Source organism: Novosphingobium umbonatum (assembly GCF_004005905.1).
In the GTDB taxonomy this organism is placed as follows: domain Bacteria; phylum Pseudomonadota; class Alphaproteobacteria; order Sphingomonadales; family Sphingomonadaceae; genus Novosphingobium; species Novosphingobium umbonatum.
The window spans coordinates 117,423-132,919 of the sequence record NZ_SACO01000005.1; the positions used below are offsets into that span (position 1 = coordinate 117,423).

Consider the following 15,497-nt stretch of genomic DNA (forward strand, 5'->3'; position numbering starts at 1 on the left):
TGCGCTCATGGACGGCCCTTGGGGCCACGGGGGCCGGCGGGGCCCTTCTTTACGCTGCCAACGCCCTTTTTCGGGCCCAGCTTGCGCATGGCACCGGCACCGGCCCGACCGGGGGCAATCCGCGAATCATTGCGAGCGCGGCCGGTTTCGGCGCGGCCACGGCGTTCGCCTTTGCGCTCCTTGCGGTAATCCTTGGCATGGGCCTTGGCTGCGGCCTTCTTTTCCTCGCGGCTCAAATCGCCATCGGGATCGGGGATATATTCGCCATCGGCCTCGTTAAAGCCCAGCTGGGCCAGGCTGGCGGCGAAATGGTCGGGCAGGGGCGCTTCGACATCCAGCGGCGTGCCATCGGGATGCTCGATGATCAGGCGGCGGGCATGCAGATGCATCTTGCGGCTGATGCTGCCGGTCAGGAAAGCGTCCTGACCGCCATATTTGCCATCGCCCACAATCGGGTGGCCAATCGCGGCCATATGTACGCGCAATTGGTGGGTGCGGCCCGTCAAGGGTTGCAGTTCCACCCAGCAGGCGCTGTTGCCTGCGCGGTCGATCACGCGATAGCGGCTGCGGGCGGGCTGGCCCTGCTCGCTCTTGTCCACCATCATCTTTTCACCGCCCGTGCCCGGCTGCTTGGCCAAAGGCAGGTCGATCAGGCCCTGTTCAATGCTGGGCACGCCAGCGACCAGCGCCCAATAGACTTTCTTGGCGCTGCGCCCTGAAAAACGCTTGGAAAAGAAGGCCGCGCTGCCCGGCGTGGCGGCGACCAGCAACACGCCCGAGGTATCCTTGTCCAGACGGTGGACCAGACGCGGGCGGGGGCCGGTGGTGGCATAGGCGTCGAGCAGGCCATCGACATGCTCATACGTGCCGCTGCCGCCCTGCGTGGCAAGGCCGGGGGGCTTGTTGATGACAATGGCGGCCGGATCGCGATGCAGCACGATGCTGTCGGCCAATTCCATCTGCGCTTCGGTCAAAGGCTTGCGCTGGCGGACGGGCTTGCTGCCGCCGCTGCCGGAAATATGGCTGTCGCCGGGGGGGACGCGCAAAACCTGCCCCTTGGTCAGGCGGTCTTCGGGGCCGACGCGCTTGCCATCCACGCGGATCTGGCCGGTGCGTGCCCAGCGCGAAATCGTGGCAAAGCCCACCTGCGGCAGGTGGCGCTTGAACCAGCGGTCAAGGCGGATACCTTCATCATCGCTGCCCACGGTAAATTGACGAACCGTGTTCGATGCGGATTTTTTCTGTTCACTCATAACAGGCCCGTTACCCGAAGCTGCGCATAAGGTATAGGCCCATGAACAAAGCCGCGAAGCCGGCCAGCATGGTCAGCCCCACATAAAGCGCGGCAAGGCCCAATTGGCCGCGTTCGACAAACAGGGCAAACTCCAGCGCAAAGCTGGAAAAAGTGGTGTAGCCGCCCAGAATTCCCACGCCAAGCAACAGCCGCCAAGGCTCGCCTGCTGTGCCATGGCGGGCCAGCCATCCGGTGAGAATCCCCATCGCGAGCGCGCCCAGCACATTGGCGGCGAGCGTGGCATAGGGGAAGGTGGCCGCCGCAGGGCCAAGCAGCGCTGTGCAGATACGCCCTGTCATATAGCGCGCCCATGCGCCAGTGCCGCCGCCCAGAAAGACCAGCGCGGAGCCTAAAGGCAAGGAAGGAACTTGTGTCATGGCCACACTCTTACTATGAGCGCGCCCAACGGGAAAGCTCCGGTAGGTCGGTTCAGGCAACGCTTGCGGCCGGTTTGCCTTGCCTTTCCGGCGCGACTCTGCTAGCGGCGCGCAATTCCAGCCGACCGGTGACGGATTCGGCGTTAAATTCGTTGTAATCCTTCAGGTGTTCCCCCGCGCTGCTTGATCATAGCGGGGTTCAGGCCGGTTAATTCGTGAGGTGGTTCTTTTTATGCAGATTCTCGTTCGGGACAATAATGTCGATCAAGCTCTTCGCGCGCTGAAGAAGAAGCTGCAGCGTGAGGGCGTGTACCGCGAGATGAAGCTGCGCCGCCACTTTGAAAAGCCGTCGGAAAAGCGCGCCCGTGAAAAGGCTGCCGCTGTCCGTCGCGCACGCAAGCTGGAGCGTAAGCGTCTGGAGCGTGATGGCGCCAAGTAAGGCTGTCATCAGCTGGGGGTGGGGGTAACTCCACTCCGGCAGAAAAAGACCCGCCGCCCTTTGCTGGGCTGGCGGGTTTTTTGCGTTTTGGCGCCGATAGCCGATGGTGCAGGGCGGCAAAGGCCTGTGATATCGGGCAACAGGGCTTGCCCAAGCGCTTCGCTTGCGCCAAGAGGCATCTGATTCTGGGGTGCCGATGCGGGGCAGAGATGTGTCCGACTCAGGCGCTCTATCCATTGTGACATATCCGTTGTGACAGGAAGCCCAAGATGACCGAGATCACCCGCGTTCCCCTGCAACCGCTCGCCAAGGGCTCGGTGTCCCGCATTTGGCTTGGCTCGCTGGCGGCTGTGCTGCTGGGCGGCGTGGTGGCTGTGGCGGCAAAGCCCCCGCTGGTGGGCGTCAAGACGCTGAAAGCTGGCGAAGGCCCCAATCCGACCGCGGCTGATCTGATCATGATCAATTATGTCGGCAAGCTGGATAATGGCACTGTGTTCGACCAGAACAAGAATGTGGTGATGCAGATGCAGGGCGTGGTGCCCGGCTTTGCCAAGGCGCTGGCGCAAACGCAGCGTGGCGGCCACTATCTGGTGAAGATCCCCGCCAAGCTGGCCTATGGTGACAAGGCCGTTGGCCCGATTCCCGCCAATTCGGACATCACGTTTGATCTGGAAGTGATCGATTTCCGCAACCGTGCCGAGCTGGAAGCCCAGCAGCGCATGATGGAGCAGATGATGCGCGCACAGGGTGGCGGTGCGGCCGGTCATGGCGCTCCGGCGGCTGAAGGCTCGCCCGAAGCGGCGCCTGTCCAGTAAGCTTTGAAGCGCGGGGCGGATTCGCCCCAGCTTGAAGCGGCGCGCGGGCAGTGCTAGCGCAAGTCTATCAGGCGGCGGGCGTCCGGCTCGCCGCCCTCTTTCGTCTTTTACCATGAAGGTTTTGCTATGTCGGTCGATACCGCCACAGTGGCCAAGATTGCCAGCCTTGCCCGTATCAAGGTGAGCGAGGCCGAAGTGGCCGCAATGGTGCCCGAACTTAACGGCATCCTCGATTTCGTCGAACAATTGTCGCAAGTGGACACCGATGGGGTGGAGCCGATGACGGCGGTGATCCCCAATGTGCTGCGCCTGCGCGCGGATGTGGTGAATGCCATTCCCGAAACCGGTGGTGACAAGCGTGACGCGGTGCTGGCCAATGCGCCGGCGGCCGAACATGGCTTCTTTGGCGTGCCCAAGGTGATTGAATAATGAGCGAGATGACCGACAAGACGCTGTGCGAGATCCGCGACGGCGTGGCCAAGGGCGAATTTACCGCCGTGGAAGTGGCGACCAGCTTCAACGCTGCGGTTGCGGAAGCTGGCGCGCTGAACGCCTTTATCGTGGCCACGCCCGAAGCGGCTCTGGATGCCGCGCAAAAGGTGGATGCCGCGCGTGCCGCTGGCCAGCCTTTGGGCAAGCTGGCGGGTGTGCCGATCGGCATGAAGGATCTGTTCGCCACGCGCGATGTGCAGACTTCGGCGGCTTCGAAGATTCTGGCCGGTTTCAAGCCGCAATACGAATCGACCGTCAGCCAGAAGCTGTGGGACGCGGGCGCGGGCCTGCTGGGCAAGCTCAACCTTGACCAGTTCGCGATGGGTTCGTCCAACGAGAGCAGCGCCTTTGGCCCCGTGGTCAGCCCATGGCGCCGTGCGGGTGAGGACAAGGCCCTGACGCCCGGTGGTTCCTCGGGCGGTTCCTCGGCAGCGGTGGCGGCGCGTCTGTGCCCTGCGGCGACCGGCACCGATACGGGCGGGTCGATCCGCCAGCCTGCGGCCTTCACCGGCACCACCGGCATCAAGCCGACCTATGGCCGTTGCTCGCGCTGGGGCATTGTCGCTTTCGCCTCCAGCCTCGATCAGGCTGGCCCGATGGCGCGCAATGTGGCCGATTGCGCCGTGATGCTGGAAGCCATGGCCGGTTTTGACGAGAAGGATGCCACCAGCCTTGATCTGCCGGTGCCCGAATGGGCCGCCAATCTGAATGCGGATTTGCGCGGCAAGAAGGTGGGCATTCCCAAGGAATACCGCCTCGACGGATTGAACGCCGATGTGGCCAAGGCCTGGGAACAGGGCATTGCGTGGCTGAAGGATGCGGGCGCGGAAGTGGTCGATATTTCGCTGCCGCATACGCAATATGCTCTGGCGACCTATTACATCATCGCCCCTGCCGAAGCCTCGTCCAACCTCGCGCGTTACGATGGCGTGCGTTATGGCCTGCGCGAATTGCCCGATGGCGCGAATTTGCAGGAGATGTATGCCGCCACCCGCGCCGCCGGTTTCGGCGACGAGGTGAAGCGCCGCATCCTGATCGGCACCTATGTGCTGTCGGCAGGCTATTACGACGCCTATTACACCAAGGCGCAAAAGGTGCGTGCGCTGATCGCCCGCGACTTTGAAGAAGCCTTTAAGCAGGTTGACGTGATCCTCACCCCCACCGCGCCGACTTCGGCCTATGCTTTGGGGGAAAAGAGCAACCCGATCGACATGTATCTGGGCGATGTGTTCTCCGTGCCGCCTTCGCTGGCCGGTCTGCCCGCGATGAGCGTGCCCGCTGGTCTGGATGCCGGTGGCCTGCCGCTGGGCCTGCAGATTGTGGGCCGCCCGTTTGACGAGCAGGGCGTGCTGAACGCTGGCCTTGCGATTGAACAGCGCGCGCAATTTGCGGCCAAGCCCGAGAAATGGTGGTAAGATGAGCAATTATCGTATTCAGGGCGCCACGGGTGAATGGGAGGTCGTGATCGGCCTTGAGGTCCATGCCCAGATCACCACGCAGGCGAAGCTGTTTTCGGGGTCGGCCACCGCTTTTGGCGCCGAGCCGAATTCGCAGGTGTCTTTGGTGGATGCGGCCATGCCCGGCATGTTGCCCGTGCCCAATGCCGAATGCATCCGTCAGGCGGTGCGCACCGGTCTGGCGATCAAGGCGCAGATCAACAAATATTCGCGCTTTGACCGCAAGAACTACTTCTACGCCGATTTGCCGCAGGGCTATCAGATCAGCCAGCTTTACCACCCTATCGTGGGCGAAGGCGAGCTGTTGATCAGTCTGGACGACAAGAACCCCGATGCGGACACCAAGGTGATCGGCATCGAGCGCATCCATGTCGAGCAGGATGCGGGCAAGCTGATGCATGACCAGCATCCGACCATGTCCTATGTCGACCTGAACCGCAGCGGCGTGGCCCTGATGGAAATCGTCAGCCGCCCCGATATGCGCAGCCCGGCAGAGGCTGGCGCCTATCTTGCCAAGTTGCGTTCGATCCTGCGCTATGTGGGTTCGTGCGATGGCAATATGGATCAGGGCAGCATGCGCGCCGACGTCAACGTGTCGGTCCGCCGCCCCGGTGACGAGTTCGGCACGCGGACCGAGACGAAGAACGTCAATTCGGTGCGTTTCGTGATGGCTGTGGTGGAATCCGAAGCCAAGCGGCAGGTGGCGTTGATCGAGGATGGTGGTCAGGTGGTGCAGGAAACGCGCCTCTATGATCCCGACCGCAACGAGACCCGCAGCATGCGCAGCAAGGAAGATGCGCATGACTATCGCTATTTCCCCGATCCTGACCTGCTGCCTCTGGTGCTGGAAGATGGTTTCATCGAGGAATGCCGCGCTTCGCTGCCCGAATTGCCCGATGCCAAGCGCGCCCGCTATGTGGGTGAGCTGGGCCTGTCGGCCTATAATGCGGGCGTGTTGACGGCAGAGGTGGAAACCGCGCGCTGGTTTGAAGCTCTGCTGGCGGCGACTGCCAAGGCGCAGGGCAAGGGCGAGGCGGATGTGGCCAAGCAGGCCTCGAACTGGCTCTTGTCCGAATTCTTTGGCGCGCTCAACAAGCTGAGCAAGGATCTGCACTCCAGCCCGATCGGGCCGGAAGCGGCGGCCGAATTGCTGGCTCTGGTCGGCAATGGCACGATTTCGGGCACCATCGCCAAGCAGGTGCTGGAAAAGATGTTCGAGACCGGCGATGGCGCGGGCGTGATTGTGGAGCGTGAAGGTCTGAAGCAGACCAATGACACGGGCGCGATCGAGGCGGCGATTGCCGATATCCTCGCCAAGAATGCCGACAAGGTGGAGCAGTATAAGGGCGGCAAGGAAGCCCTGTTCGGCTTCTTCGTCGGCCAGACCATGAAAGCCATGCAGGGCAAGGCCAATCCGCAGATCATCAATGAACTGCTGAAGAAGGCTTTGGCTTGAGGGGTTAAAGGGGGTTGCCTCCGGCGGGTTAGGGGACTGGTCCCCTAACAACCCCGTTACGTCTTCCGGCGATGGCGTAACGAAAACGTGGTGATACAGGACCGTCGCGTGGTTGGCTGTTAAGGCCGCTACGCAGCGGTTTTTATATGGGCGCCGCAGGCTTTAAAAAGAAATGGCGCCCCGCCCGAGGACGAAGCGCCACCTCATTAACGGGATTGCAAAGGGACGAGTCCCTTTGCCCGCCGGAGGCAAAACTTTTTACCGAACCTCCACCGGCAACCCCAATTCCTTGACCTGCGCCTCCACCTTGGCGCGGTCGCCCACCACCACATAGGTCAGGCCCTCGGGCTGGAGGAATTGCGCGGCTTTCTCGTTCAGCAGCTTGGCATCGATGCTGCGATAGAGGGCAGGCAGTTTGGTGTAATAATCATCGGGGCGGCCAAAGCGTTCGTTGGCGGCAATGGCGCCCAGCACTTGCGCGTTGGTTTCAAAGCGGTTGGGCAGGCCACGGATGTTGCCATCGGTCACGCGCTGCAATTCTTCCTCGGTCACCGGCTTGGCGGCGGGCAGGGCCTTCATATCGGTGATGATGGCCTTGATCGCATCGCCGGTGCGGTCGGTCTGCACGGGGGCGACCACTAACAGGCTGCGCGCGCCCAAAGGCTGGCGCACCACCGATTGCACGCCATAGGACCAGCCCTTGTCCTCGCGGATGTCAGCATTGAGGCGCGAGAGCAGGCCCTGACCCAGCACCTCATTGGCCAGATCCAGCGCTTCCTGCCCGCCATCGCGGCCCGATAGGGGCAGCACGCGGCCCGCCACGATCACCGATTGCGGCGAACCGGGCCGGTCGATCAGGATGATGCGCGGGTTGGGAGTCGGCGCCGCAGCGCTAACCGCCTTGACAGGCTTGGGGCTGGCAGGCTTGGCCCATTGGCCAAAGGCGCGCTCCAATTGGGGCAGCAGATCGCCCATGGCAATATCGCCCACCACGGTGATGCGCGCCAGATCGGGGCGCAGCCATTGGGCATGGGCGGCGCGCAAGTCTTGCGGGTTCAGCGCCTTCAGACTGGCCGCATCGCCCAGCCCATCGGCGGGCAGGCCATAGGGATGGTCTTTGCCAAACAGCACAGGGTTGATGGCGCGAATGGCAATGCCCTGCGGATTGGCCAGAGTTTGCGCCAGACGGGCCAGACGCTGCTGCTTGACCCGCTCCACCTCGGACGGGGCAAAGGCGGGGTGCAGCACCACATCGGCCATCAGCGCCAAAGATGGCGCCAGATTGGCCGACAGCGCCGACAGGGTGACGGCGGTCGTATCCATCCCCGCCGCGCTTTCCAGCGAGGCGCCAAGGCGCTCCTCCTCCTCCAGCACTTGGGTGGCGTCGCGGCTGGTGGTGCCCTCTTTCAGCATGGAGAGCATCAGCCCCTGCGTGCCCGCCGTGTTGAGCGAATCTGCCGCGATGCCAGCGTCAAAGGCGAGGTTGATCACCACCTTGGGCACCGCGCTGCGCCGCGCAAGGCTGACGGGGATGCCGTTGGAAAGCGTGGCATGTTCCACCGCGGCAAAGGCCAGTTCGCCCACCGGCGCCACAGGGGGAGCGCTGCGGGGCGGGGATTGCGGAACGGGGGGCACGGGGGCCTTGGCATCAGGTTTGGGTGCGGGGCGCTGGGCCTCATCGCCCCAGCCGCCCAATTGGTCGCCGCTCATCGTCCGCTTGCCCGGCACGGTGGCAATAGCTAGCACAGGGCGTTTGAGCCATGTGTTGAGCGCGGCCTTGGCCTGTGCGGGCGTGACCGAGGCTATGGCTGCCAGATCGCGCTTATAGGCTGCCGGATCGCCGGAATAGAGCAAGCCCTCGGCCAAGGTCGCGCCCTTGCCGCCAAAGCCGCCCACCACTTCCAGCGCGCCGATCTGGCCCGATACTTCGCGGGTGGCGGCGCGTTTCACCTCGTCGGCATTGGGGCCGCTGGCCAGATATTTGGCGATTTCCGCGTCCAGCGCAGCCTCGGCCACCGCGCGGCTTACGCCCGGTTTCACATCCATGCTGATTTCCAGCACGCTCACCTGTTCATAGCTTTCCAACTCGGCGCTGACCGAGACGGCCACCTGCTTGCCCCGCACCAGAGCATTGTCGAGCCGCGAGGAGGCCAGCCCGCCCAGCACGCTCATGCCCACCTGCAGCGCCGCAGTGTCCTTGTGGTTGAGGCCCGGCCCGCTCCACAGGCGGACAAGGCGGGTGGTGGCCACATTGTCGGTGATGGTCTGGCGCACCAGAGCCTTTAGTGTGACCGGCCCTGCCACCACGGGTTTCACCGCAGGCCCTGCCGGAATATCGCCGAAATATTTTTCCATCAGCGGGCGCGCGGTGGCGGCATCAATATCGCCGCTCAACACCAGCACCGCATTGTTGGGGCCATAATGCTCCTTGAACCAAGCCCGCACATCGCCCAGCGAGGCCGCGTCCAGATCGGCCATCGAGCCGATGGTCTGGTGGCGATAGGGGTGGCCCACGGGGAACAGGCCATCGGTCTGCGCATAGCGGGTCAGGCCATAGGGCTGGTTATCGCCCTGCCGCTTTTCATTCTGCACCACGCCACGCTGCTTATCCAGCTTGTCCTGTGTCACCGCGCCCAGCAGATGGCCCATGCGGTCGCTTTCCAGAAACAGCGCGAGGTCCAGCGCGCCCTTGGGCACGGTTTCCACATAATTGGTGCGGTCATACCAAGTGCTGCCATTGGTGGCGGTGGAACCTGCGCCTTCGAGCGGAATGTCGAAATTGGGCACATTCTCGCTGCCGCCAAAGAAGAGATGCTCGTAAAGATGGGCAAAGCCGGTCTTGCCGCGCGGCTCATGCTTGGAACCGATGCGGTAATAGGTGGTGACGCCGATGATGGGCGCCTTGCGGTCGGTATGGACCAGCACGGTCAGCCCATTGGCCAGTTGGAAGCGTTCGTACGGGATGTCGACCGCGCGCACCAGATCGGCCAGTTTGGCGGTTGCGGGCTGGGCGGGTGTTGCTGTGGTCTTTGGAGCAGGCGCTGCCAAGGCAGGCTGGGCCACCAGCGCCAGCGAGAGGGCCAACATTGGGGCGGGCAGAATTTGTCGCATGAAAATCCCCTGAAAATCTGTGGCCAAGCTAGTTTCACGGGCAGCCTGTCGCAAGCATGAACCGCAGGGCTTGGTTGCCATGGGCGGTTTGGCCGGTTATCCGTTCCGCATTATTAACATTGCTGTCAGGATTGTCCGGTTCCCATGCGAAAATCAACCTTGCGCGCGCTTATCCCCGCCTTTGCGCTGCTGGCCGCTGCTCCGCTGCACGCGATCGAAACCGAGGAGGCCAGTGACGAGGCTTTCGAGGCCGGTGCCCCTGCTGCGCCCGCAACTGCCCAGCCTGCCGTCCCTTTGCGCGCCGAGGCGGATCTGCCGCTGGACCCGCGTTTCTCGGCCGAGCGGATCAAGGCCGATATCAGCTTTTTCGCCGATGATCTGTTGCAGGGTCGGGACGTGGGCAGCACCGGCCATGAAATCGCCGCCCGCTTTGTGGCGCAGCGCTTTGCCGCCTTGGGCCTTGTGCCGATGGGCGATATGGGCGCCGATGCTCAGCGTGGTTGGCTGCAACGCATCACGTTTCAAAAGACCGAATTTGCCGATGCGCCCGCTGGCGTGGAGGTGATAGGGCCGAAGGGCAAGAGTGCCTTCGCCCATGGCAAGCAGGTGATGATTGCCGCCAGCGCCAATGAGCCCAAGCTGGACTTGACCGCGCCTTTGGTGTTTGTTGGCTATGGCATCGACAATGCGGCGCTGGGTATCAATGATTACGCAGGGCTGGATGTGCAGGGCAAGATCGTGGTCTTGCTGCGCGGCTATCCGGCGGGCATGCCCAGCGAGGAGGGCGCGCATCTTTCCGCCACCAAGGCGCAAATGGCGCAGGCCCATGGCGCGATTGGTGTGATTACGGTGGCCACCAATGCCTCGGCCAAGGTGCGCCCTTGGGAAAAGAGCGTGCAGACCGCTTTCAGCCCCAGCTATGCCTGGGTGGGGCCGGATGGGAAGGCCAATGAGGGCGCGCCCGGCATCCGCACCGCCATCTCGGTCAGCGACGAGGCCGCCGCCGCCTTGCTGGAAGGCGCGCCCAAGAGCCTGTCGCAGATCCGCGCCGAGGCGGACAAGGCAGGCGGTCGCCCCAAGGGTTTTGCGCTGAAGGCCAGCCTGCATGCCTTTGTGCAATCCAAGTCCAGCCGCGTGACTAGCCCCAATGTGGTGGCCATGCTGCCCGGATCGGATCTGAAGGACCAGTTTGTGGTGCTGTCGGGCCATCTGGACCATCTGGGCGTGGGCAAGGTGAAGGAAAGCGAACCGGCGGACAAGGACCGCATTTACAATGGCGCGATGGACAATGCCGCGGGCACGGCCACCACGCTGGAAGTGGCCCGCGTGATGGCAGCAGATAAAGCTGGCCCGCGTCGCTCGGTGGTGTTCCTGATCACCACGGCGGAGGAAAAGGGCCTGTTGGGCGCGGATTATTACGCCAACCATCCGACCATTCCGGCGGAAAAGATTGTCGGCAATGTCGATCTGGATATGCCGGTGCTGCTCTATCCCTTTACCGATGTGATTGCCTATGGCGCGGACCATTCCACGCTGGGGCCGATTGTGGCCGATGCGGTCAAGCCGATGCAGGTGGGCCTCTCGCCCGATCCCATGCCCGCCGAAACCATCTTTGTACGGTCCGACCATTACCGCTTTGTGCGCAAGGGCGTGCCGGCGGTGTTTCTGGCCACCGGATGGGCCAATGGCGGGGCCAAGGCCTTCGGCGATTTTCTGGCCCATACCTATCACCAGCCCAATGATGATATGGCGCAGGCATGGAATTGGCGCGCGGGCGCCCGCTTTGCCGAGGCCAATTACCGCATCACCCGCGCCATGGCCGACGGGGCGACCCCGCCGCTTTGGTTCAAGGGCGATTTCTTTGGCGCGACCTTTGCCGCCCAAGCGCCCAAGGCAGAGCGCAAGTAAGGATTGAGGCTGGTCAAAGTCGATTGGCCGCGAGGGCGATAGAACATGGGGCGGTAATTTTCTGCTGCAAGGGCTTGTGTGGCGAAATGGTCACACCATCTCTTGCGGTAACGGAGGAACCGACCCCATGAACCTCGAAAAATTCACCGACCGCGCCAAGGGCTTTTTGCAAGCCGCCCAAGTGGTGGCCATTCGCCTCAACCACCAGCGCATCACCGCCGAACATATTCTCAAAGCCTTGCTGGAAGACAGCGAGGGCATGGCCAGCGGGCTGTTGCAGCGCGCGGGCGGGAACGCTGGCGTGGCTGTGGCCGAGGTGGACAAGGCGCTGGCCAAGATCCCCGCTGTCAGCGGATCGGGCGCGCAAGCGCAGCCGGGCCTCGACAATGACGCCGTGCGCGTGCTGGACAGCGCCGAGCAGGTGGCCGCCAAGTCGGGCGACAGCTTTGTTACCGTGGAGCGCATTCTGGTCGCGCTGGCTCTGGCTACGACGACCGCAGCGGGGCAGGCATTGAAGGCTGCCAATGTGACGCCGCAGGCTTTGGAGGCCGCGATCACCGCCCTGCGCGGCGGGCGGACGGCGGACAGCGCCAGCGCCGAAAACGCCTATGACGCGATGAAGAAATATGCCCGCGATCTGACGCAGGCGGCCAAGGATGGCAAGCTGGACCCTGTGATCGGGCGCGACGAGGAAATCCGCCGCACGGTGCAGATTCTGGCCCGCCGCACGAAAAACAACCCCGCGCTGATTGGCGAACCGGGCGTGGGCAAGACCGCGATTGCCGAAGGGCTGGCCTTGCGCATTGCCAATGGCGATGTGCCCGACAGCCTCAAGCATCGCCGCCTGATGTCGCTGGACATGGGTGCGCTGATCGCGGGGGCCAAATATCGCGGCGAGTTTGAAGAGCGGCTCAAGGCTGTGCTCGACGAGGTGAAGGGCGCGGAAGGCGAGATCATCCTGTTCATCGATGAAATGCACACGCTGATCGGCGCGGGCAAGGGCGAGGGCTCGATGGATGCGGGCAATCTGTTGAAGCCTGCTCTGGCGCGGGGCGAATTGCATTGCATTGGCGCTACCACGCTGGATGAATATCAGAAATATGTCGAGAAAGACCCCGCTCTCCAGCGCCGGTTCCAGCCTGTTTTCGTGGGCGAACCCACGGTGGAGGATACGATCTCGATCCTGCGCGGGCTTAAGGAAAAATACGAGCTGCACCATGGCGTGCGGATTGCCGATAATGCGATTGTGGCGGCGGCTACGCTGTCCAACCGCTATATTGCCGACCGTTTCCTGCCCGATAAAGCTATCGACCTGATGGATGAGGCGGCAAGCCGTATCCGGATGGAGGTGGAGAGCAAGCCGGAGGAGATTGAGAATCTCGACCGCCGGATCATCCAGTTGAAGATCGAGGAAATGGCGCTGGCCAAGGAGAGCGATGCCGCCTCAAAGGACCGGCTGGTGGCGCTGCGCGAGGAACTGGCCAATCTGGAGCAGAAGAGCGCGGAGCTGACCACCCGTTGGCAGAACGAGCGCGACAAGATAGCCGCGGAAGGCAAGATCAAGGAAGCGCTGGATGCGGCGCGGCTGGAGCTGGAACAGGCGCAGCGCAAGGGCGATCTGGCCCGTGCGGGCGAGCTGTCCTATGGCCGCATCCCCGAACTGGAGCGCCAACTGGCCGAGGCGCAGTCTCAGGCGCAAAACGCCATGCTGCGCGAGGAAGTGACCGCCGATGATATTGCCGGTGTCGTCAGCCGCTGGACCGGCGTGCCGGTGGACCGGATGTTGCAGGGCGAGCGGGAAAAGCTGCTCAAGATGGAAGAGGTGATCGGCAAGCGCGTGATCGGGCAGAAGGATGCCGTGGTCGCCGTGTCCAAGGCGGTGCGCCGTGCGCGGGCGGGCTTGCAAGACCCCAACCGGCCTTTGGGCAGCTTCCTGTTCCTGGGCCCCACGGGCGTGGGCAAAACGGAATTGACCAAGGCGCTGGCCGGTTTCCTGTTTGACGATGACAATGCCATGGTGCGCATCGACATGAGCGAGTTCATGGAAAAGCACGCGGTCAGCCGCCTGATCGGTGCCCCTCCGGGCTATGTCGGCTATGACGAGGGCGGCGTTTTGACCGAGGCGGTGCGGCGCCGTCCCTATCAGGTGGTGCTGTTTGACGAGGTGGAAAAGGCCCATCCCGATGTGTTCAACGTGCTGCTTCAAGTGTTGGACGATGGCCGCCTGACCGATGGGCAGGGGCGTCAGGTGGATTTCACCAACACGCTGATCATCCTGACCAGCAATCTTGGCAGCCAATATCTGGCCAATCTGGACGACGGGCAGGATGTGGAAAGCGTCGAGCCGCAGGTGATGGAAATTGTGCGCGGGCATTTCCGCCCCGAATTCCTCAACCGTCTGGACGAGATCATCCTGTTCCACCGTCTGGGCGCGGAACATATGGCCCCGATTGTGGAATTGCAGGTGAGCCGCGTGCAAAAACTGCTGAAGGACCGCAAGATCACGTTGGACCTCTCCGATGCAGCCAAGCGCTGGCTGGGGCGGGTCGGCTATGATCCGGTCTATGGCGCAAGGCCGCTGAAACGCGCGGTGCAGCGCTATGTGCAGGACCCGCTGGCCGAAAAGCTGCTGGGCGGGGACGTGCCGGATGGCAGCACGGTGAGGTTGGACGAGGGGGACGGGGCGCTGGTGTTCAGCGTCGTGTGATCGCAAAAGGGGGGCGGCTATTCCGCTCCCCTTTCGCGCCTTTTGCGGTCCCACCATTCAAGGCGCTTTAGCACTTCGCGTTCAAAGCCGCGTTCGACAGGGCGATAGAATTGCTGGGGCGCCATGCCTTCGGGCCAGTAATTGTCGCCGGAAAAACCATCGGGCGCGTCATGGTCATAGGCATAGCCCGCGCCATAGCCGATGTCCTTCATCAGCTTGGTCGGCGCGTTGAGGATATTGGCGGGCGGCATCAGCGAACCGGTGGCATGGGCGCTGGCGGCGGCTTCCTTCCATGCCTTATAGGCGGCGTTGGATTTGGGCGCGGTGGCGCAATAGAGGCAGGCTTGGGCTATCGCCAATTCGCCTTCGGGGCTGCCCAGAAAATCATAGGCATCTTTCGCCAGCAAACATTGCTGCAAGGCCTGCGGGTCGGCCATGCCAATATCCTCGCTGGCAAAGCGGACGAGGCGGCGCAGCACGTAAAGCGGTTCTTCCCCTGCGGTCAGCATGCGCGCCAGATAGTAAAGCGCGGCCTGTGGATCGGAGCCGCGCAGGGATTTGTGCAAGGCCGAGATCAGATTGTAATGGCCATCGCGGTCTTTGTCGTAAACCGCCACGCGGCGTTGCAGGAAACGGCCCAGCCCTGCCGGATCGAGCGGCTGCGCCAATTGCGCATTATACAGCGTTTCGACCTGACCCAGCAGAAAGCGCCCGTCGCCATCGGCGCTGGCGATCAAGGCCTCGCGCGCAGGGGCGGTGAGGGGCAGGGGCACGCCCTCGGCCTCCTCCGCTCGCGCTAACAAGGCGGTCAGCGCTTCGGGGGAGAGGCGGTGCAGGATCAACACCTGCGCGCGGCTGAGCAAAGCGGCGTTGAGCGCGAAGGAAGGGTTCTCGGTGGTGGCCCCCACCAAGGTCACCGTGCCGCGCTCCACATAGGGCAAGAAGCCATCCTGTTGCGCGCGGTTAAACCGGTGGATCTCGTCCACAAACAGCAGGGTGGGGCGGCCATGCAGCGCTAGCGCGCCCTCGGCCTCGGCAAACATGCGTTTCAAATCCGCCACGCCGGAAAACACCGCGCTGACGCTGGCGTAGCGCATCCCCACACTGGCGGCCAAGAGCCTTGCGATGCTGGTCTTGCCCGTGCCCGGCGGGCCCCACAGGATCATGCTGGACAGCCGCCCTGCCGCCACCATTCGCCCGATCGCGCCTTCTGGCCCCGTCAGGTGCTCCTGCCCGATCACCTCGCCCAGATGCGCGGGCCGCAAGCGTTCGGCCAGCGGAATGGCCCCTGTTGGCGGCGGCGGGGAAGGGGGTGTTTCCGCTGGGTCTGGGGCGAAGAGGTCCATAAGGCTGGGTTTAGGATGGTTTGGGGGGAAAGGGAAGGATGCCTCCGGCGGAGTTTATAATGCCTCCGGCGGGTTAAGGGCGGGGGCCCTTAACA

Annotated in this window: 11 protein-coding genes; 7 read left to right on the forward strand and 4 right to left on the reverse strand. The window is 63.4% G+C overall.

Annotated features, from left to right (window positions below; translation table 11 throughout):
- Window positions 1-5: 5 nt before the first annotated feature.
- Window positions 6-1,253, reverse strand: coding sequence for an RluA family pseudouridine synthase (locus EOE18_RS08695; RefSeq protein WP_127708412.1), 1,248 nt, complete (start codon window positions 1,251-1,253; stop codon window positions 6-8).
- A gap of 10 nt (window positions 1,254-1,263) precedes the next feature.
- A complete protein-coding gene (gene crcB / locus EOE18_RS08700) occupies window positions 1,264-1,671 on the reverse strand; it encodes a fluoride efflux transporter CrcB (protein ID WP_127708415.1) in 408 nt (135 codons plus the stop codon).
- Between the two features lie 232 nt (window positions 1,672-1,903).
- On the opposite strand from crcB, the gene rpsU reads away from it, so the two are divergent.
- From rpsU to gatB, 5 genes are all read left to right on the forward strand, one after another.
- Complete coding sequence (gene rpsU, locus EOE18_RS08705) at window positions 1,904-2,110, forward strand: 30S ribosomal protein S21 (protein WP_127708418.1); 207 nt, start codon at window positions 1,904-1,906, stop codon at window positions 2,108-2,110.
- 269 nt (window positions 2,111-2,379) lie between these two features.
- Entirely contained in the window at window positions 2,380-2,925 is a 546-nt protein-coding gene (locus EOE18_RS08710; protein WP_127708421.1) for an FKBP-type peptidyl-prolyl cis-trans isomerase, read from the forward strand.
- Window positions 2,926-3,051: 126 nt separating this feature from the next.
- A complete protein-coding gene (gatC, locus tag EOE18_RS08715; protein ID WP_127708423.1) occupies window positions 3,052-3,354 on the forward strand; it encodes an Asp-tRNA(Asn)/Glu-tRNA(Gln) amidotransferase subunit GatC in 303 nt (100 codons plus the stop codon).
- Window positions 3,354-4,832 carry an Asp-tRNA(Asn)/Glu-tRNA(Gln) amidotransferase subunit GatA gene (gene gatA / locus EOE18_RS08720; protein WP_127708426.1) on the forward strand — a complete coding sequence of 493 codons (1,479 nt, stop codon included), beginning with the start codon at window positions 3,354-3,356 and terminating at the stop codon, window positions 4,830-4,832. The genes gatC and gatA overlap by 1 nt, the downstream gene beginning before the upstream one ends.
- Before the next feature lies 1 nt (window position 4,833).
- Window positions 4,834-6,330 (forward strand): Asp-tRNA(Asn)/Glu-tRNA(Gln) amidotransferase subunit GatB, encoded by a 1,497-nt coding sequence (gene gatB, locus EOE18_RS08725; RefSeq protein ID WP_127708429.1) that lies wholly within the window; start codon window positions 4,834-4,836, stop codon window positions 6,328-6,330.
- Between the two features lie 258 nt (window positions 6,331-6,588).
- Here the strand turns inward: gatB and EOE18_RS08730 are convergent, their stop codons facing one another.
- Window positions 6,589-9,441, reverse strand: coding sequence for a M16 family metallopeptidase (locus tag EOE18_RS08730; protein ID WP_127708431.1), 2,853 nt, complete (start codon window positions 9,439-9,441; stop codon window positions 6,589-6,591).
- A gap of 144 nt (window positions 9,442-9,585) precedes the next feature.
- On the opposite strand from EOE18_RS08730, the gene EOE18_RS08735 reads away from it, so the two are divergent.
- A complete protein-coding gene (locus EOE18_RS08735; RefSeq protein ID WP_127708434.1) occupies window positions 9,586-11,349 on the forward strand; it encodes a M28 family metallopeptidase in 1,764 nt (587 codons plus the stop codon).
- 127 nt (window positions 11,350-11,476) lie between these two features.
- Window positions 11,477-14,056: an ATP-dependent chaperone ClpB gene (gene clpB, locus EOE18_RS08740; RefSeq protein WP_127708437.1), complete on the forward strand. Its 2,580-nt coding sequence runs from the start codon at window positions 11,477-11,479 to the stop codon at window positions 14,054-14,056.
- A 17-nt stretch (window positions 14,057-14,073) separates the two neighbouring features.
- On the opposite strand, the gene EOE18_RS08745 is transcribed toward clpB, so the two are convergent.
- On the reverse strand, window positions 14,074-15,402 hold the full coding sequence (locus EOE18_RS08745) for a replication-associated recombination protein A (RefSeq protein ID WP_127708440.1): 1,329 nt from the start codon (window positions 15,400-15,402) through the stop codon (window positions 14,074-14,076).
- Between the last annotated feature and the right edge of the window lie 95 nt (window positions 15,403-15,497).